Here is a 19,595-nt window from a genome sequence, read left to right on the forward strand (position 1 = left end):
CGCCCGCGGAGCCGTCCGGCGCTCATGGCCGGCCGGGGAGGGGTCGGGGAGAGACGAGGGCCGGAATGTCACGGCGGTGACGGCCGTCGGCCCATGGCGAAGGCAGCGGCGAACGCATGGGTGTCCGGATCCCAGCCCAGTTCCCGGATCTCTTCGGTGCGGGGCAGCCCTGCACAGGCGCAGCCCGCCAAGTCGTGCTCTTCGGCCAGCAGATAGGCGCTCTGCACGGCGGCACCGGCGTCCCAGAAAACGGCTAGGAGCCCGCCGCCGGGATAACGGGCCATGGTGCGCACCCAGTTGGCCTGCCACAGCAGGACGACCGGCGGGTGCCCGGCAGCCGGGCCGCGACGCAGATATCCGTTGACACGGTCGTTCACGGACCGCCGCCAGGCGGGAGAGGTGGGATGACCGATCAGCTCGCTGCCGCCGGCACAGGCATAGAGCCCCGGTTCGAGGTCCGTGACGTCGTTGACCAGCAGATAAGGGGTGAGGCTGCCGGTGCCCCCGCACGTCGGGCTGGTCGGCTCGGCCTCCTTGGCGCCGCGGAACAGGCCGGTGAGCACACCGGCGAGAGCGGAGAGCGACAAAGGGCCGGTCATGTCACGGCGGGAGCGGCGGCGCCGCAGTACCTCCGTCACGGGCGAAGCGGTGGTGGCTGAAGGCAGCAGGACGCGCAGCCCGTCGGGCACCGGGTCACACCGCTCGGGAACATCCTCGTGTCCGACCGCGGGCCCCTGCTCCAAGTCCCGCCAGACGCGGCGCTCGGCGGCGCTCCACCCCCCGCGAACCAGCCGGCCGCTGCGCGGCGGAAGGGCAGCCCGCGCCCGCTGCTCCCCGGCCGGGGGCGATGCTCGCACCCCGGCCTGTGGGTCGGATACATATGTGCGGTCCGGTGCGAAGGGCCGCAGCTCCTCCGCCGTGAAACGGCCGCCGCCGGTCAGCAGACCGAGGACGATCTCCCCGAACACGGGCATGAACTTGAAGCCGTGGCCGCCCAGCCCCGTGACGAGGGTGACGGCCTCGTGGCCGGGCGCCCGCCCCAGGACGAAGTGATTGTCGGGGGTGCGCGGATAGGTGCACACCACGCTCCGCATCCAGCGGCCGGTCCGCCCGGGAAGGTAACGGCGCAGCTCCGTCGCCGCCTGCTCGATCTCCTGGCGTCGCACCCGCCGGTCCACGGTGCCCGGATCGCACGGGGCCGGCTCGGCCTCCTGGCTGCACTTGACGCCGCCGGCCGGGCCGTCGACGGCCGGCATGGTGAAGAAGATGCCGGGGGCCTGCCAGATGTGCACGGGGAAGCGGTCCGGCGCGAAGTGGTGCGCCGTGTCGGGGCACAGGTCGAACCAGTGCTGGACCTGCCGCTGGGCCCGCACGGGCACGGACACCCCTGGCACCAGGCCCGTGCTCCACGAACCGGGGCAGAGCACCAGGTGCCCGGCCGAGTAACGGGCCCGCGGGGTCTCCACCGTCAGCCCCGAGCGTCCGGCGGAGAACCGCGTCATCGGTTCGTGGAAGGCGAGCCGGGCCCCGTCGTTCCGCGCCAGCTTGTGGTGCAGGAGCAGTGCCTCCTCCGGACGGACGAGGCCCGCCATGGGGTCGTAGCAGGCGACGGCGTCGTCGGGCACCCAGGCGCCGGGCACGGACAGCCGCCGGATGCCGGCCGCGTCCAGCATGTGGTGCTCCAACGCGAACCGGCGCGCGCACTCGGCAGTGCGCACCACCGCCTCGCTGTCCTGCCGACCCGTGATGAGCACGCCGGTGCGCTGCAACAGAGTCTGCCCGGCGGCGTGGGAAAGCTCGTCCCACAACTCGTGGGCGCGGAGCAGCAGAGGCACGAACGCCGCTCCTTCCGCGTAGGCACGACGCACGATGCGCGTCCCCCCATGGCTCGAACCGTTGACATGCGCGGGACCGAACTGTTCGAGACCCAGCACCCGCAGCCCGGCAGCCGCCAAGTGGCGTACGACGCTGCTTCCTGCCGCGCCCAGACCGACGACAACGACGTCGTACGTTTCCATCGCCACTCCTCACACTCGCGGCCGCAGGAGCAACGTGGCCAGGAACAGGCCGTTCGCACCCGCTTCGATACGGGCCTCGAACCCGCCTTCCTCCGCCCGGGCCGCCAGCGTGTCCGGGTCCAGGTCAAGCCAGGGGAACCAGGGGCCCACCTGCCCGGCGTACAGATGCCGGATCCGCCGGTCACCCGGGTAGGGGCGCCCTTCGCTCGCCGACCAGTCCGCCGCGCCCGCCGGGCCCGGAGCACGCTGGTCCTTCCCCGAGACCAGCACGCTGCCGCCCGGGGCCAGCAGGCCGGCCAGCCGGTCGAGCAGCGCCGGCAGCCTCGCGAGCCGCCCGGCGATACCCAGGTTGTTCCCCATCAGCAACAGGTGCCGGTAGGCCCGGCTGGGGCGGAAGGTCCACAGATCGGCGAGGTGTACACGGCAGCCGTGGAGCACCGCCTGTTCCACCGCGGGCTCCAGCAGATCGATGCCCTCGGCGTCGATTCCGCGGGCCATGAGGTGTTCCAGGTGCCGGCCGGTGGAACACCCGATGTCCAGCACCGGGCCCTCCATGATCAGATCCAAGGCGCGGAGATCGGCAGGCGCGGAGGCACGGGGTTCGCGGAGCCACCACCGCAGGCCGGTCGGTTCCGCGGGTCGGCCCTCGCGCTCGACCAGCAGCTCGCCGCGGGCCCCCCGCTCCCTCAGCGCCTGTCCGTCCAGCGGCTGATAGCCCCCCACCGGGTTCATGTCACAGAAACGACTGCACGGCTGCCTCATTGTCGTGCCTTTCTCAAGGCATGTGCGCCGCCGACGGCGCCGCCCCCGTCGCCCGCCGTGAAATCTCTCCCCGGCAGGGCGAACCGCTCACAGGCTTCCCAGGCGCCCTGGCCGCAACCCAATCTCCGCACGCTCTAATCCGAAGGTGTTAACTCTGAAGGTGTTGACAGGGCCTCCGGCGGCGGGCCATTGAGCAGGTCGCACCCGCGCCTGCGCTTCAGGTACGGCCCATTTCCGCGTGCATGGCCTTGCCCGGCTACCGTCCCATCCGACAGCGGCTGGACGCGGCCGTCACGAGGGATCGTCGTCTGGCCTCAGCCTGTGAGGTCCACGTCAGCACATGGCTCGCCTCTCGCGACCGCCCCAACGGGTTGAACGATGGGCGGGAGGAGAGCCGCCGGCAGGCTGCACGGGCTTATTTCATGGCCGAACTCCCCCTGATTATCTCCACGCCCGAGATTCTTGGCGTGAACTCCTCTCTGTTCTGCTATCACGCTCCAATTCCGATCGTGCATGAACTCCGGGATCTCACTGACTACTGGCATCCTGGTCAAGGGCATGCCGTCGTACGACCTGTGGACGAGGGCAGGTAGGTGGGCCCGAACGAAGTCTCCAGTGCGATGCCGTCGCCGCTCAGGCTTTTGCGGAGCAGGTCGGAGCCGGCACGGCCGAACATTCACCGCTTGAGCATTTTGACCTTGCCGTTGCGGCCCTCGACGGGCCGGAGCTGTAGCTCGTGCTCAGCCCGGCGACGACGGCGTCGAGGTCCTGGGCGAGGTCGGCGGTGAACGTGTGCAAGGCGGGAACGCCTCACGGGGGCGTGGGACGTACTGGCGGGCGGTGGTGCTGCCGCCCTGGGTAGCCGCGCTCGCGGAACTCGGCGAAAAGCTCGGCGGCGTTCGTGCAGTCTCCCGCTTCCCGCGCCTGAGCCCTTCGGATAGGCCCCGGGGGATGTGTCTGGAAGCAGCCGTTCATCCCCAAATTGGTGTGATGAACATCCTCTGTGGACGACGGTCACCCGAACGGGGAGGCTTCCGCGCTGACCTAAGCGAACCGAGCGCGTTCCGGGAGCGGTACCGAAGGACGAAGGCCGGAAAGAACGTGAGCTCAGGGCGTATTCGGCTTGGCGGATGAGGGTGGGCGAGGTCGCGAAGGAGAGGACGAGGGCACGGTGCGCCGGACCCGGGGGAGTGGTGTGGGGCGGAGGTCGACACCCCACAGGGTGGTGACACAACAGATGGACGTTCGAATGCCATCTGTATGTCTATGTGTTTTTCGGGCGAACTTGAAGGATCGTTTGACCGGGCGGTGCGCGGCCGGTACCAATCACACGTCACCGGTGCTGTCCCGGCGTGTGTGACCTCGACCAGTTTGTCGGCCGACCTTCGGACCGGCCGTACCTCCTGATGCCGGGTCACGGGGAGCAGGCACGTGAAGTGCACCCCTCCTTCGCTAAGGAGCAGTTCATGTCTTCTGCCCGTTTCCGTCTTTCCGCGGCCGTGGTGGCTGCCGCCGCGTCGCTGATGGCTCTTAGCCAGGTGCCGGTGGCCGTTGCCGATGACCACCGCCGCGGGCACGACAGCGGTGCGCTGGTGCTGATCGTCTCCCCGGCCTCGGGCAAGCTCACCAAGGAGCGCAAGGTCACCGACACCTGGAGCCCGGTCCTGAGTTGGCGCCCGTGCCAGGTACCTCTCTCTGTGCCCTAGCACAAACGGGGATTCAAATGCGGCTTGATCCGAGTCGGTAGGGCCTGGTGTTTCGATGACTGCTCCATGAGCGACGCAGCAGGGCCGTTAAGTACGTTCTCGCTTATCCGGAAGTAATGGAGATCTCTCTGTGATGGTGTCGAGTAAGCCGGTGCTGTCGGCGCTGCTCATGATGTCCACCGCGGCTTTCGCAGCAATGCCGACGGAGGCCACTGGTGCGGCTCCGGTCGTACCGGGTCCAAGGGTGATCACAGCCCCGGGATTTACGAACGTAGAGGTACCCCAGGGGGCGAAGTACATGGTGGTGACGGCCTGGGGCGCTGGTGGGGGTGGAGGCGGCGGCGCGGGCGGCCAGGGTGGAGGCGGGGGCGGAGGCGGCAACAACGGCCAGAACGTCCCCGGTCTCACGTCTCTTGGAGGCGGCGGCGGTGGCGCCGGTGGCCGAGGAGCGGGTGGCGGTGGCGGCAGCGGCGGGGCCGGCGGCGCCATGATCAAGTGCCGGCTCCGTGTGACTCCAGGCGTTCAGTTCCCCTTCCGTATCGGACATGGCGGGAAGGGTGGCAGGGGTGGGGCACATGGAGGCGAAGGCGGCCTAGCGGGAGCCACGGGCAGCAACGGCGGGGCCGGGCACGGCAACGAGCCCGGAGCCCCGGGTACGGCCGGCGAGGACACCATGATCGGCTTTGCCAAGGACGACGCGGTGCTCCTGGCACGTGGCGGCGCAGGGGGGTACGCGGCGTCTCCGAATGATGCGGTGGCCGGCGGCGGCATCGGCGGCTGGCATGGGAACAACGGTGGTTACGGGGGACCTGGTGGGACGGCGGGGCCCGCTCGCAGCCACGGGGGCGGTGCTACCCACAGCAGCCAGCACAGCACCTGCGAGGTGATGCAACTGCTCGCCACGTCACCCGGGCCTGGCGGCACCGCGGGTGGTGACGGGCCAGAGGGTAGTGCGGGCTTCCCCGGTGCTGCCGGCAACACACTCGGGGGCGCGGGCGGTTCGGCCGGCTCCGGCTACCTGCGTCAAGGCGCGGGTGGAACTGGGGGAGCAGAGGTCGTCGTTGGCGGGCACGGATACGGCGAGGGCGGTGACGGAGGCGCAGGTGGTTCCGGAGGCGCCGGAGGCCACGGCGGTAACGGCGTAGCCAAGGGGCATAAGGGCAGTCCGGGGGCTCCGGGATCGTCTGGGTTCGGTGGGCGGCACGGGCACGACGGCGCCAACGGCGCCGTCGTGATCGAATGGAAGGCGAAGGCATAGACGGCCGGGTTTCCACACTCCGCGGAGGCTCTTGCCTCCGGACCTGACCTCACCGAGCCGTGACCCGAACCGGCAAGGACCCGCCCGGCGGCGGCTGGACGGATGACGATGGACGGCTGTTGCGCGGCCGGGCGTACAGACAACGGCGACCCGCGCCGCGCAGCCGTCACAGACCTGTGCCGGGCGGTCGGGGCAACCTCGGACGGCCGGGTGAATTCGGCCCCGGGGCGTCGCAGCGACCCCGGGGCCCAGCTCGCCAACAGGAAACGGTTCGGCTTCCGCCCTCGGTGTCGCTGACGTGGTGGTTTGCTGTGCCATCTGCTTGCGGAGCGTCCGACTCGATCACGACTCCAGCTCCGACTGCCCAGTCAACGCCGATCCGCCTCCGCGGCTCCCCCCGCTGCTTGGTGCTCGTGGGGCCAGTGGCATCGCCGCAGGAGCAGGAGACGCTTTTGGGCGCGCCGTCTTCCGGCTGCACGGGAAAGGTCGATGATATCGGTATCAGACCATTTCCGGCTTTTGGGTCAGTGTGAAGGAAGACGCTGTGGTTCAGCAGGCACGATTCAGACGCTCCCATGCCGTCTCCCACGGGTCGGTAGTGCGACCCGGCCGGGTCGGCGTACCCGGCCGCCGGCGGCGGCTCGGTAAGCGGCTCGTCACCCTCGGGATGATCACATCATGGATGCTGAGCCCGCCCGTGAACGACTCGGCGGCGCATTCCTCTGACGGGGGCTGGGCCGCGGACTACCGTGCGTGGTATCCGATGCGTGTCGCCGCATATGTGGCCAACAGTGGCGCAGGCACCGTGTCTGTCTACGACGCCCGTTTGGAGCAGCCTGCGGCTGTGGTCCAGGTCGGCGCCGGCCCGACCGGAGTCGGAGCCGCGCCGGACGGGGACACCGTCTATGTCGCCAATGGTCTGTCCAACTCGGTCTCGTTCATCGACACCCTCAGCCGTAAGGTCACGGCGACCGTCCCCGTGGGGCGGCGCCCGTTTGCCGCTGTGCCCAGTGCCGACGGGCGTCGTGTCCTGACGGCCAATTGGGGGGCGGACTCCGTCTCCCTCATCGACGCCGCGACCCGCAAGGTCACCGCTACCGCCCCGGTTGGCAACCTCCCCCACAGCATTGCGACCATCGCCGGTGGGCGTGCCTACGTAACCAACAGTGGTTCCAACACGGTCACCGTGCTGAGCGCGGACGGCCGGCTCGAGGCAACGGTCCGTGTCGGGGACTTCCCCAGCGGCATTGCCGGGACCCACGACGGGAAACGTGTTTTCGTCAGCAATACCGGGTCCGGCAGCATTTCCGTAATCGACACCGCCACCAATAAGGTGACCGGGACCCTGCCCGTCGGCAAGGCGCCACTGGGTGTCGTCGTCGCACCCGACGACCGACACCTGTATGCCGTCGACTCCACCGAGAACGCCCTGCTCGTCCTCGACCTGACTACCAACCAGGTCACCTCCCGCATTCCCGTCGGCAAAGCACCTCAGGGCGTCGCCCTCACGCCTGGTGGCCGCCGGGCCTGGGTCACCAATGACGACTCCAACACGGTATCCATCATTGACCTGGATACAGGCAAGGTACGAGGCACACTTCCTACAGGCAGCAAACCGGAAGGCATCGCCATCACACCGCGCTGAGCCGACGCTACTCGGCGAGATCAAGTCTCCAGCCGGTAAGGACGCACCCCGAAAATGGCCCGCGGGTGCCCGGGGCGAGGCCGCACGCGGCGCCCGACGCCCGATCAGCGCCCTTGAGGGAAGGCGGCGCGCAGTGCGGAGCCGCGGGCGACGAACGCGACTCGAATGATGGGCAGCATGCAAACGATTGGCGTCACGGCAGAAAGCACGCCGATGCCGGACGGCAGCGGTACGCGGTGACGATCCGCGGCACCGGCCGAACTCGATCGGACCGCGCGCCGTCGCCCGGCCGGTGCTGGTCGCGCAGCGCTCGGCACTGCTGCTCCGGGCGCTGTGCCCGGCGTTCGTACGGATCGATTTTTCCTCGGCCGGGTCGTGACGGATACCGCTCTCATCCCTGAGGTGGGCGGAGAGCGCCGGGCGAGGCGACGCGGGGGCGGCCACGGACCTCACCTCGTAGCCGAACCTCCTAGCCGAACCTCCCAGGCGAACCTTGGAGCCGACGGCTCAGGTAAGACGCCGGCCCCGGCCCCTGCGCTTGACCCTCTCACCGTGTCAGGCCCTGTGCTGGCAGGCGTCACGACGTCACCTGCCACCCGGAGAGCACGCATGTTTCCTTACACCGGTTCCGGTCCCTACTGCTACACCCACTGCCTGACCATGCTGCTCGGCCCCCTGGCCCCTGCCCCGGCCGTGACCGAGACGCTGACCGGCTCACCTTTCGGCGTCCAGCTGATGGATGACGGACAGCTCTTTTTCGACCCCTACGGCTGGCACCCGGAGATCGGCGTGGACACCGCTCTCGAGCTGTTGGGCTGGCGGTGCGAGCGCGTCGAGGGCGGGACGCCCGACCAGGCCGTCGCGCGCCTTCGCGACACCTGTGCCCAAGGGCCGGTCATGGCCGGGCCGGTGGACATGGGACTGCTGCTGTACCGGCCCGGTACCCCCCTGCCCGGTGAAGGCGACCACTACGTGATCGTCCTCAACGTGGAAGGCGACACCGTCCACCTCCACGACCCGCACGGCCACCCCTACGCCACACTGCCCGTCACGGCATTCACCGCCGCCTGGCGAGCGGAGAGCGTCGCCTACAGCGACGCGCCGTATGTACTGCGCTCCGGCTTCGTCCGCGAACACGAGGTCACGCCGGCCGAGGCGCTCCGCAGCTCCCTGCCCGGGGCCGTACGCTGGCTGGCGGGCCGTCAGGACCTGCCGATGCCGCCCGGATCGCTCGGCGGTGCCGCCGCCCTCGACGCCTTCGCCGACCAGGTGTCCCGGGGGCTCGACCCGGGCGTCCGCACGATGCTGGAGGAATTCGGCGTCCGCGTCGGCGTCCGCCGCCTCGTCGACGCGGCCGCGTGCCTGGACGCGCTGGGACTGACCGACGCCGCCGCCATCGCCGACCACCAGGCCCGCACCCTGGGAAGCCTGCAACTCCCCTTGGCCACCCGGGACGACCGGGCACTGGCAGCGGGGCTGCGACGTTTGGCGCCCCTCTACGAACGGCTCCGCGCCGCGCTTGCGGCGGCTGTGGGCGACGGCACCGCCGCCGGCTGACGGTGGTCACGGCCGGGGCGCGTCCCGGGAAGCCCCCGGCCACCATGCCGACGCGGCACGTACCGGCCGAGGCGGACCCACGAACCGGCCGCTCGTGCCCCGCGGGGGACCGATGTCCTCGTGTGCCCCGGGCGGCCCGCTGCGGGGAGGCCGGGGCGCAGAACAACCCGGGCGTTCCGGCGCGGCGTTCGTTATGATCCCCAGCTCCCGGCTGCTGGAGGTTGCTATGAACGAACGTCTTGTCCAGACCGTAGAGGTCCCCCTCGGTGACGGAAGTGACGACACGATCCGGGTCCAGATACGTGAGGTGGACGAAGCCCTCGTCCGCGTGGGCCGGGGCGGCGCCCGTGCCGTCACCCGGGCCGAGCGGTCGTTCGGCCAGATGCTGGACACCGTACGGCCTGTGGCGGAGAGCTTCGTCGGACGGTTCCGAGGGCTCGCGAACGCGCCGGACGAGATCACGCTGGAGTTCGGGGTGTCGCTGTCGGCCGAGGCGGACGTCGTCATCGCCAGCACCGCCACCGCCGCCAACTTCTCCGTGAGTTTGACGTGGAACAGGAGTGACACAGGCACCTCGACTGACGATAATCCGCAAGGGAGTCAGGGGTAGCCGAAGGGGGCTCCCGCGGTCCTCCCGCTCGGAAAGCGGAGGTCGCGGTGGCGACGGAGTCACGGAGCGCCGACGAGGCACTGGCCTTGACAGTCGCCCGGGTCAGCGGACAGGACGGCACACTCGGCGGGGCCGGCGCGCTCGTCGCCCCGGACACGGTGCTGACCTGCGCCCACGTGGTGTCGGACGCGCTGGGGCGGCCCCGGCACGAGACGGTGGCGCCGGGAGCCGTGGTCACGGTCACCTTCCCGCTGGCCGGGCTCCCGGCCGACGGCGCGGTCAGCGCCGACGGCGCCGGGAATCCGCGCGGGACCCTCGACGCCGAGGTTGAGCACTGGATACCGATCAGGCCGGACCGTACGGGCGACATCGCCGTCCTGCGGCTCCGCACCGCCCTCCCCGGTGCCCGTCCGCTTCCCATGGCCGACCCCGGGAGCGTCTGGGAACACGGCGCCCGCGCCGTGGGGTTCACGGGCGGCGAACCGGGCGAGATCTGGTTCCGGGGGAAGTTCAGCGGCTCGACCAGCGAGGGCTGGATCCAGCTCTCCCGGGCCGACGGACAGGCCGCACACGTCAAGCGGGGCTTCAGCGGAAGCCCCGTCTGGGACAACGAACTCGACGCGGTCGTCGGCCTCCTGGTGGCGGCCCAGCCCGAACGGGACGCCCAGCAGGCATTCGTGCTCAGCACGAAAACCCTGCTCCGGGAGATACCCGCACTCGCCCCCGTCATCCTCCCGGCCGCGCCCTTCCGCGGCCTGGCCACCTACCAGGAAAACGACGCGGACGTGTTCTTCGGGCGGGACGACGACATCGACGACGTCGTCACGGCACTGCGCGGCGACCACCCGACCGTCACGGTGTACGGCCCGTCCGGCTCCGGGAAGTCGTCGCTGGCTCTGGCCGGTGTGGTGCCCCGGATGCGGCGGGCCGGATACGACGTCTTGGTGGTGAACGCCGGGCACATTTCGTCTCCGCGCTCCGCGCTCGCCACCGAACTGTACGAGGCCGTCCGCTCCGGGCGGTACGGGCTGCCCGCCCGGGCGGACAGCGCCGAGCAGGTCGAGACCTGGCTCGCGGACCGGGGGCTCGCCGACGCCTACCACCGCGCCCGGGGACAGGCGGCCGGCGGGCTCGTCGTCGTGCTCGACCAGGCCGAAGCGCTCCTGGACCGCACAGAAGCCGAGGTCACCGAGGCCGCCGACCTGCTCTTCCCCGACCGCCGACCGGCCGGCCTACGCGTCCTGGTCACGTTGCGGGCCGACTTCATGGACGCGATGCTGAAGCACCCGCGCCTCGGACCCGCGCTGCGCGTCGGCAAGACGCTCCCGTTGACCCCGATGTCCCGGGCCCAGCTCGACGAGGTGATCGTCAAGCCACTGGAACGGATCCCGGCGGTGGCGTACGACCCGGGGCTCGACCGGCGCATCCTGGACGACGCGCGCGACGAGCCCGGGATCCTCCCACTCCTCGGCTTCGTACTCGAACAACTGTGGGAACGGCGGGCTGCCGGACGGCTGCGCTCCGCCTCGTACGAGGCGATGGGCGGCGTCTCCGGCGCGCTGGAACTCCACGCGCGGACGGTCTGGCAGGAGTGCGTCGACGAACAGGCGGAGGCGGAGGCACTGCGGCTGCTCACCGGCCTGGTACGGGTGCACCCCGGCAGCGAGACCCCGCTGCGCCGCAGGCTGACCCGGGAGGAGGCGGGCGTGACACGCTGGCGCCTGGCGCGGTCCTTCGCCGAGCGGCGGCTGCTGGTGCTGCACGGGGGAGAGGAGGAACCAGAGACAGCCGAGCTGGCCCACGAGGCGCTGATCAGCGCCTGGCCGGCGCTCCGGCGGCAGGTGAAGGCCGACGGCGCGTTCCTGGCGGGCCGGGCGGAACTGGGGCACGACCACGACCGCTGGGAGCGGGGCAGCAGGTCGGCCGACCTGCTGCCCGGCGGACAACAACTGGCAGCGATCGGACGCTGGCTGGGCGACCGCGAACAGGACCTGACCGAGGAGGAACGCGCCTTCCTCGCGCTGGCACGACAGCGACAACGTGCCCACCGGACTCGCACGCGCATCGCGTGGACGGCGGCCGCCCTGGTGCTCGCGCTCATCGCCGGACTCGGCACCTTCCTCGTCTACCAGTCGAGCGTCAGCGAGCAGCGGGAGGCCGAGGCGCGGTCCCGTTCGCTGGCCAGCTTGTCCGGCGAACTGGTGAAGCGGGACCCGGGGCAAGCCGCCCTGGCCGCGGTGGCGGCGTACGACATCGCGCCGACGCAGGAGGCCCGTACCGCCTTGATGCGCAGGTACGACCAGTTCAAGGACGACGAGTGGGTGCTGACCGGCGCCGAGGGGAAGATCAAGGCGCTCGCGACGAGCCTGGACGGCGCGGTGACGCTGGTGGTGACCGAGACGGGGGGCGCGACGCTGTTCGTCCGCACCGGCGGCAAGGTGCTGCGCAAGCAGCTCCAGCCCCGGGTCAAGGCCCTCGCCCCCATGGTCAGCGGGGACGGGCGGCGGATCGCCTACGTGGCGCAAGGGGACGGCGGACTGGTCCGGCACGATGTCGACCCCGCGGCGCAGGACGCGGAGCGCGTGCTGGGCAAGGCGGAGCCGCTCCCATCCGGCGGCTTCGAGGCGGCCGTCGTCCACTCATGGTCCGGCGACCGGACCGGCATGGCCGATATCTCCCCGGAGGGCAGCCGGGCGGTCGCGGTGGCCGACGACAAGCGGCTGTGGGTGTGGGACCTGGAGACACGCCGGAACCGGGAACTGCCGGTGGACGGGCCCGCCGTCGAGAAGGTGTGGTTCGGCCCGGATGGGAACACGCTCGTGGGCCAGCGGCGCGGGCCGTCGCTCCAGGAGTCCACGATGGTGGCGATCGACATCAGCACCGGCAGGACCCGGGAACTGGCGGACCGGGCCAGTACGGCCGGAGCAACCGCACAGCTCGGCTTGTCGGGCGACGGCGGGGTACTGGTCGTCTGCAGCCGGGGTGGCACGGCGAGCGAGTCCACCTACCGGGCCGTCCGGGTAGCGGACGGCCGGGAGCTGCACCGCTACGACGTCAAGACGTCCTGCCGCGGTCTCGCCATCGACGCGAAGGGCGAACGGTATGCGGTGTTCGAGGTGGGCGGATGGCAACTCGTTGACACACGCCGAGGCAGGAGAGCGCAGCCGTTCTCCGCGCCCAAACCGGAGCTGCTCACCAACCTGCCTCTCCTCGGAGACGAACATGACCCCCTCCTGGTCACCTGGGACGACACCGCAGTGACCGGCACGGAACTCGGTATGGACACCAGCAGCGTCGACAGCCCTCCGGTACTGATCGACGGAGGCAACAAAACGCTGGCCCACCTGGGCAAGCGCGGCGAGAGCGTCGGACTCCTCGACACAAGCGAGGACCTGACCGGCGCGACCGGCAGGCTGAAGATCCTCGCCGAAGCGAAGCGGGACCTGGCCACGGCCCCGAACCCGTCACAGAAGCTGATCGTCAACGCCGCCGAAACGCTGGTCGCTGACCGGACCGCCCGGAACAAGGTAATGATCCGGGAGCTCCCGTCCCTGCGCCGGACGACGGAGCTCACCACAGCCCCGCCTCCCCCCGCGAAGGACGGGAAACCCGACCGGCTGGAGTTCCTGTTCCTCACCGACGACGAGCTCGTCACGGTCTCCGGCAGGCGGATCGAGCACTGGAACGCCCGCAACGGCCGACGCCTTTCCCAGCCCTTCGACGTCGGTGCCCTGGGACTCTCGGAGAACAAGCAACCGAAGTTCGTCCTGGACCCGCACCCCGAGCCGGACCATGTGCAGATCATGGTCGACGGTGGTCCGACGATGCATGCCGTCAACGTGCGAACGGGCCGGGAGACCAAGGCGCTCCGCCTGCACCTCGGCCATGACGTCGTCAACGCCGTACTCGACGGGAGCGGACGCTACGCGGCGGCGAAGACCAGGGCTGACATGGTAGAGCTGTGGGCGGTACGGCCCGGCAAACGGCCGGAGAGAGTCCTCGGACCGCTTGGGCCCCTGAACAAGTTCAGAGAGAACTACCAGGCTGGATTCCTGCGGGGCGATTTCTTCCTGGCCAACGGCAACTCGGTACGCTTCCTGCGGCCGGCGGCCCCCGGCCGTGGCGACTCCTACGACTTCGAGAAGGACCAGACGTTTCTCGCGGCGTCCAGGAACGGCAAGGTGCTGCTGCGGACCACGAGCAACGGAAACGTGGACATGTTCCGCCTTGACCCCGGCATCTGGAAGAAGCACGTCTGCGAGGTCCTGGGCCGTGACCTCGACGACCACGAGCGGAACGGCCTCGCCGTCGGGCTCCCGAACCAGGTCTGCCCGGCCTGAACCGCCGCTGGCTGAGGCTTGCTGATGCGCCGACGTCGCTATCCGTCCGACACCACCGATGCCGAGTGGGCTTTGCTTGAGGCCCTGCTTCCGTCTGCGGCCAGCGAGGTCGGCCGGGGTCGGTCGGGTCGGCCGGGGTCGGCCGGAGGCATCCTCGCCGCGAGATCGTCGACGGCCTCCGCTACCTGGTCGACAATGGCATAAAGTGGCGCGCGATGCCGTCCGACTTTCCCCCGTGGCGGACGATTTACGGGTTTGCCCGGCGCTGGGCGGCCTCCGGCGCCATCAGCGTGATCCGGGACCAGCTGCGGCGGGCGGTGAGGGTCGGCAGCGGCAAGACGCCGCAGGCCGCGGCGGTGATCGTGGACTCTCAGAGCGTGAAGGCGTCCGAGACGGTCGGCGGGGACAGCCGCGGCTTTGACGGGGCCAAGTTGATCAATGGCCGCAAGCTGTCTCTCGCGCGCCGCAGGGCCAACGTGTTGTGGGCCATGCTCCGCGACGGAGAGTGCTACCGGGCATCGCAACCGGTAACCTTTGCGGCTTGACATCCTCATGGGGAAGTTCTTTATCTTTCGCCTGTCGCTGGCTGTAGCGAGGGCGGGGACCAGCGGGTGTCGAGATTGCTGATGATCTTTTGCAGCTCGTGGGCTCCGCGGGGCGACATGGCCTGCATCACTGTGTCGAGGAGGACTCGGGCTTCCAGAGGGCTGCCGCAGCAGACCCACTCGAGGTAGAGCCAATCGTCGTCGTGCCATAGCCGGTCGTAGTCGCGCCACAGTTCCCGCTCCGGGCGGTGGACAAAGTCCCTCCAAAGACCCACGGCCTTGCTGATGTCCCCTGGGTACAAGTAGTTCCGGGTGCGCTCAAGGCGAACGATCTCGGACAGCACTCGCGGGGACAGGCCGTCGATGACTGGCCTGGTGTTCTGTGACCGGTGCCGGCGCGGGAGGCCGGCCCGGATGCGTCCTGGCCGTCTACGCGGCATGGACCTTTCGGTTGTTCGTCATGCCGTACATGATCCCACAATCTCGAACGGCGTCTCGAACCGGATCGCTCGCTTGGGGCTTCGCCGGACGCGCGGGCGGCCTTCGTTTGATCCTGTGCTCCGACCAAGGTGCACGTGACCACGACGAAGGCCGTGAGGGCACGACGAAGGCCGTGAGGGGGAGCCTGCTGTCTGATGCTGTCCGGAGGGAAGCGTTCGCGGAAGCGTCACGCTTCCGGGGCGAGTTCTACGAGTGTCTGACCGCCCGGCGTGACGAGTTGTTCGAGCTGGTGGACGCGATGCTGTGTGCGGACGGTGCGGTGAAGTCCTCTGCGGACAGCTCGTCTATTGCGAAGCAGGTGCACGAGAGGTCCGCTGTTCGACGGAGTCCAAGCCCGGGGCGATGACGGCGAAGGCGCGCTCGATCAGTTCGGCGGAGTCCTCGGCACCTTCGCTGTCGCTCCACCGCTGCAGCACGGCGTCGAAGGCGGTCAGTGCCATCCCGGCGGCCAGTTGCGGGTACAGGTCGCTGCCGGGGTCGAGGCCCAAGCGGCGCGCCAGCCCCGCGCTCAGGTCGTCGCGCCACTGCGCCTGGCGCTCCAGGAAGCGAGCGCGCAGGGCGGGGGTGCGCAGAATCAGCTGCACCACCGGCAATGCCCTGTCGGAGTGGACGCCGCAGGCGGCGATGGGGACGGAGACGACGTGCAACAGCGCGGCGGACGGTCGCTCCTCGACGGGGCGGGCCGCCAACTCCGCGCACATGTCGGCGCCCATGTCGGCCAGGAACTGGACGACCACGTCCTCCTTGGACGCGAAGTACCGGAAGAACGTCCGCTTGGACACGCCGGCGGCGGTCACGATCTCGTCGACGGTGACTGCGTCGAACCCCTTCAGCGCCAGCAACTGCAGTGCCGCTTCGGTCAGCTCATTCGAGACGAGCTGACGTTTGCGCTCGGCCATGGAGATTTCAGGGCGGGAACTCACCGGGCAATGGTACCGCCACGCCTTGTATGACACCCAGAAGCACCTTGACACCGAGTGCCACTGGCGACAGCATGTGCCGCATGAAGAAACGACAGCCCTGGACCGCCGGGCAGATTCCGGACCAGACCGAGCGAGTGTTCGTGGTCACCGGGGCCAACAGTGGCCTCGGCCTGGCGACAACCCGGGCGCTCGCCCGCAAGGGCGGGCACATGATCCTCGCCGTACGCGACGAGGCCAAGGGCCGCCGGGCGGCCGCGCAGATCGCCGCCGAGCAGCCGGGCGCCCGCCTCGAGGTGCGCTGCCTCGACCTGGCCGATCTCGACTCGGTCCACGCCTTCGCCGACCGGCTGCGCTCCGACCATGCGCGGCTGGACGTACTCGTCAACAACGCCGGCGTCATGGCCCCGCCCCGCACGCTCAGCGCGCAGGGCCACGAGCTGCAGTTCGCCGCCAACCACCTTGGCCACTTCGCGCTCACCGGTCTGCTGCTCGACCTGCTGGCCGACGGCAACGACCCCCGGGTGGTCACGGTGAGTTCGACCAATCACCGGCAGGGGCGCCTCTTCTTCGACGACCTCTCCGGCGAGCGCAAGTACTCGCCCATGGGGTTCTACAACCAGTCGAAGTTCGCCAACGCCGTCTTCGGATGGGAACTCCACCGACGGCTGACCGCGGTCGACAGCCCAGTACGCAGCGTGCTCGCCCACCCCGGCTACACCGCCACCAACCTGCAGACGAGCGCGCCATTCGGCATGGTGAAGGTGCTGTTCGGTCGCATCCTCACCCCGCTCGCCCAGTCCCCGGACCAGGGCGTGCTGCCCCAGCTGTACGCGGCAACCGCCCCGGACGTGCAGAGCGGGCAGTTTTTCGGACCGGGCGGCATGGGCGAGCTGCGTGGAGCGCCGAAGCAGGTACAGCTCTCTCCCGCGGCGGGCGACGCTGCGACGGGCCGCCGACTCTGGGAGTTGTCAGAGCAATTGACCAACGTGAGGTTCGTGTTTCCGGCCCTGTCCAGCTGATCGTTTCGAGACGATTGGGGTATTCGGTGGAGGCGGACGACAGTGCAGGCGGGTTCGAGCAGGCTCTTGGGCCGTGGAGCGCATCTTTGTCTGGCTCCATCAGTGCAAACGGCTCTGCCTCCGATATGAACGCCGAGCCGGCCTCCACCAATGCGGCTGACGCTATGGTCACCGGGCACCTGGGCAGGGACGCGACGGGCCACCCCCTCACTTCCGCAGCGACATGTGCGATCGGACGCCTGGCGTCCGCACGCTCACATAACCGACTGCCCAGCAGTTCTCGAGGAAGAAACAGGAGAAACCGCCGCGGCGTGCTTGAAATCGACCTTTCGGTCTCAGCAGTGCACGTCCACCTTAATGACTGTGTTGTTGCCGTCCAGCGGTCGTTCGGTCCATGCCTCAACCCGGTCCCACGTGCCGTTCACATAGGTGACTGTGAAGGCGTTGCCATGGGCCTTCCCCCAGGAGTAGCGGTCGTTGATGGGGTTGTAGCCGCAGTTGTTCATGTTCCACCAGCGCCCTGCGTCCGATGCGAGGCGAATGCAGGCTTTCCCCCAGTCGCACTGGGGAGACCACCCCTTGATGCTGGCTGAGGCTCCGGCCGGGCCGCTAGCGAGGGCGACGGCAGCCCCAAAAGCGGTCGCCAAGACGGTGGCCCGGGACACTAACCGCATGATCGACTGCATCTCAGATCCCTTTCTGTACGAACCGTCCTTGCGGTATGAGAGTGACAGCTTGGGCACGCATTGGTCACCGCTCCGGGCGTTAATGGCCGGCATGTGACGCCGAACGCTCATTGCTGTTTGCGGACACCGAGTGGCGCGCATGCCAAAATCGCAGGCCGCGGGGCTGGTGCGCGCGGGGCTCAGGATTCTCAAACTGGTCTCGGACGCACGACTCCAGTCAAGATCGCTGGCCGGCGGCCGGGCAGGGCGAGATGGCCAGATCGGCAGACCTCGCCGCAATCGACACCATCACGCTGTCCACGCTCCTGAAGTGACTCCTGGTGGGTCTCTTGAGCTCCCTGGTGGCTTTTCCGGCGAAGGCCGTGATGGGTCTGGCGTAATGGGTCTGGTGGTCTGCCGAACCGTTCGTGCGATGCGCAAGAACAGCGGCCGCTGTGCGGGGAGCAGCCGAGGAAGTCACCGTCGTTGAGCAGTGAGAAGCCGCAGGCCGGGGGCCGGCGCCCTGGTGCCGGTCGGGGACGGTGCGGGTCAGTACAGGCAGCAGCGGGGGAGGGTGCCCCTGCCGCCGGTCCTGCGGTCGCGACGGGGGCCGGGGTGGCTGGCGGTGGCGTGGACGGGTGGTGCGGCGGTGAGCAGGGGCAGCGCGGCGAGAGCGAGCGCGGCAGGCCGCGTATCCAGTTCGTGGTCACCAGGCGGTTGCAGTGGGGCCGGGCTGCGGGAGACGGGGTGGCAGCTCACCCGGCGGGGTGGCTGCTTTCACCGCACAAACGCCTCGGCAAGGGGCCGTCCCGTATCTGCAGGGGAACGCCGGATCCGCCCGGCCGTGCGGTGCTCCGGTCCTTCACTGCGGCTATGACGACAAACTCGGGGCTGGTCTCACCGTCACATGCCGGCCGGCGTCTCGGCCGGGGCGAGGGCCCGCAGGAGGTAGGTGCTGTCGATCGGTGCGGGGTCGGGCAGGCCGTTGACGGCGCGGAGGAGATGGGTCCGGTCGTAGGTGCGGCGCTGGGCGGTGTAGGCGAACAGGTGGGAGGCGTGGGCGATGATCCCGGTCTCTGTCGGTGTGGGGGAGGGGACCGTCGGCATGATCTCCACAGCCGTGCCGGGGTACCGCGTCTCGAAGGCGGATGTGACCAGTGCGATGGGAGTGTTGTGCGGGTGCGTAACGTGGACGGTGTGCACGCCGGCACGGTCGCCGTGCTGTGCCATGACCCGCGTCATGGCGCTGACCGCGTAATCGGCCGGGACGAGATTGAGCGAGCCCGCGGGGTCGCCGGGGAGACGAACGGTCATGGCGGTGCCGTGGGCTTCACCGCGGAGGATCCGGGCACTGATGGCGTCGTCGGCATTGAGACGCAATGTGTTCTCGATGAGGCGGGCGAGGATGCCCAGCGGCTGGTCGGGGAGTCCGTCGGGCACTCGCCGGTCGGTGACGAGCAGGCTCGGGCGCAGGATGGTGGCGGCCCGGCCGGTGCGGCGGCTCCAGGCGTGGATCAGACGCTCGGCAGTGTGCTTGGTCTCCTCGTAGGGGACGTGGAAGCCTTCCGCGTCGCTGAGGTCGTCCTCGGTGACGTGCCCGTCGCGTCGCCGGCCGGCGACGAAGGCCGTGCTGACGTACAGCATGTGGGCGGCCGGGGCGTCCTGGAGGAGTTCCAGCACGCTACGGGTGCCCAGGACATTTGTTCTGTACAGGGTGACGGGGTCGGCCTGGAGGCCGAGGAACGCGCCGCAGTGCCAGACGGAGGTGAGGCGGTCCGTGATCCGCGTGCGCTCGTCAGGTGACAGATTCAGTCCGGGCCGGGTCAGGTCGGCGCTGAAGCAGTGCAGGCGGCGGAGCGCGTCCGGGCCGGGCCGGGGGCCCTCCAGCCACGACACGGCGGCTTCGACGCGGGCGCGCAGCTCCTGCGGAGTGCCGCGGCCCAGGACGTGAACGGGCTCTTCGGTATCTTCGGCCAGCAGGGCGCGGAGGATGCGGCAGCCGAGGAAACCGGTCGCTCCGGTGAGCAGTACGGTCATCGGGACTCC

The 19,595-nt window shown here is 69.8% G+C and carries 12 protein-coding genes and 2 pseudogenes; 9 read left to right on the forward strand and 5 right to left on the reverse strand.

From position 1 onward, the window contains the following. Nucleotides 1–68: 68 nt before the first annotated feature. Both solA and ABZ951_RS16430 read right to left on the reverse strand, forming a co-directional pair. Complete coding sequence (gene solA, locus ABZ951_RS16425) at nucleotides 69–2,018, reverse strand: N-methyl-L-tryptophan oxidase (RefSeq protein ID WP_344090824.1); 1,950 nt, start codon at nucleotides 2,016–2,018, stop codon at nucleotides 69–71. A gap of 9 nt (nucleotides 2,019–2,027) precedes the next feature. Continuing rightward, the gene (locus tag ABZ951_RS16430) at nucleotides 2,028–2,741 is read right to left on the reverse strand and encodes a class I SAM-dependent methyltransferase (RefSeq protein ID WP_361280082.1); all 714 of its coding nucleotides are present in this window, start codon (nucleotides 2,739–2,741) and stop codon (nucleotides 2,028–2,030) included. Nucleotides 2,742–2,968: 227 nt separating this feature from the next. Here ABZ951_RS16430 and ABZ951_RS16435 point away from each other — a divergent pair, with 227 nt between their 5' ends. The 8 genes and pseudogenes from ABZ951_RS16435 to ABZ951_RS16470 form a co-directional block, all read left to right on the forward strand. Beyond that, nucleotides 2,969–3,373 carry a tRNA-dependent cyclodipeptide synthase gene (locus ABZ951_RS16435; RefSeq protein ID WP_361280091.1) on the forward strand — a complete coding sequence of 135 codons (405 nt, stop codon included), beginning with the start codon at nucleotides 2,969–2,971 and terminating at the stop codon, nucleotides 3,371–3,373. 873 nt (nucleotides 3,374–4,246) lie between these two features. After that, nucleotides 4,247–4,486, forward strand: a complete 240-nt coding sequence (locus ABZ951_RS16440) for a hypothetical protein (protein ID WP_344090820.1) — start codon at nucleotides 4,247–4,249, stop codon at nucleotides 4,484–4,486. Between the two features lie 1,802 nt (nucleotides 4,487–6,288). After that, nucleotides 6,289–7,389 carry a YncE family protein gene (locus ABZ951_RS16445; protein ID WP_361280084.1) on the forward strand — a complete coding sequence of 367 codons (1,101 nt, stop codon included), beginning with the start codon at nucleotides 6,289–6,291 and terminating at the stop codon, nucleotides 7,387–7,389. 609 nt (nucleotides 7,390–7,998) lie between these two features. Then, nucleotides 7,999–8,946, forward strand: coding sequence for a hypothetical protein (locus ABZ951_RS16450; RefSeq protein WP_344090816.1), 948 nt, complete (start codon nucleotides 7,999–8,001; stop codon nucleotides 8,944–8,946). A gap of 226 nt (nucleotides 8,947–9,172) precedes the next feature. After that, entirely contained in the window at nucleotides 9,173–9,556 is a 384-nt protein-coding gene (locus ABZ951_RS16455; RefSeq protein ID WP_344090814.1) for a CU044_2847 family protein, read from the forward strand. Between the two features lie 47 nt (nucleotides 9,557–9,603). Beyond that, complete coding sequence (locus tag ABZ951_RS16460) at nucleotides 9,604–13,896, forward strand: trypsin-like peptidase domain-containing protein (RefSeq protein WP_344090811.1); 4,293 nt, start codon at nucleotides 9,604–9,606, stop codon at nucleotides 13,894–13,896. 24 nt (nucleotides 13,897–13,920) lie between these two features. Continuing rightward, nucleotides 13,921–14,345 (forward strand): annotated as a pseudogene (locus tag ABZ951_RS16465) (transposase); the annotation flags it as partial. Between the two features lie 709 nt (nucleotides 14,346–15,054). After that, nucleotides 15,055–15,210 (forward strand): annotated as a pseudogene (locus ABZ951_RS16470) (transposase); the annotation flags it as partial. 16 nt (nucleotides 15,211–15,226) lie between these two features. Here ABZ951_RS16470 and ABZ951_RS16475 read toward each other — a convergent pair. Continuing rightward, nucleotides 15,227–15,865 carry a TetR family transcriptional regulator gene (locus tag ABZ951_RS16475; protein ID WP_344090809.1) on the reverse strand — a complete coding sequence of 213 codons (639 nt, stop codon included), beginning with the start codon at nucleotides 15,863–15,865 and terminating at the stop codon, nucleotides 15,227–15,229. An 80-nt stretch (nucleotides 15,866–15,945) separates the two neighbouring features. On the opposite strand from ABZ951_RS16475, the gene ABZ951_RS16480 reads away from it, so the two are divergent. Further along, a complete protein-coding gene (locus ABZ951_RS16480) occupies nucleotides 15,946–16,884 on the forward strand; it encodes an oxidoreductase (protein WP_344090807.1) in 939 nt (312 codons plus the stop codon). A 335-nt stretch (nucleotides 16,885–17,219) separates the two neighbouring features. Here the strand turns inward: ABZ951_RS16480 and ABZ951_RS16485 are convergent, their stop codons facing one another. Both ABZ951_RS16485 and ABZ951_RS16490 read right to left on the reverse strand, forming a co-directional pair. Then, complete coding sequence (locus ABZ951_RS16485) at nucleotides 17,220–17,570, reverse strand: hypothetical protein (protein WP_344090805.1); 351 nt, start codon at nucleotides 17,568–17,570, stop codon at nucleotides 17,220–17,222. Nucleotides 17,571–18,452: 882 nt separating this feature from the next. Then, nucleotides 18,453–19,586, reverse strand: coding sequence for an SDR family oxidoreductase (locus ABZ951_RS16490; protein ID WP_344090803.1), 1,134 nt, complete (start codon nucleotides 19,584–19,586; stop codon nucleotides 18,453–18,455). Nucleotides 19,587–19,595: the final 9 nt, after the last annotated feature.

The sequence above is a fragment of the Streptomyces sp. NPDC046215 genome (genome assembly GCF_040646215.1).
Lineage (GTDB): Bacteria > Actinomycetota > Actinomycetes > Streptomycetales > Streptomycetaceae > Streptomyces > Streptomyces stramineus.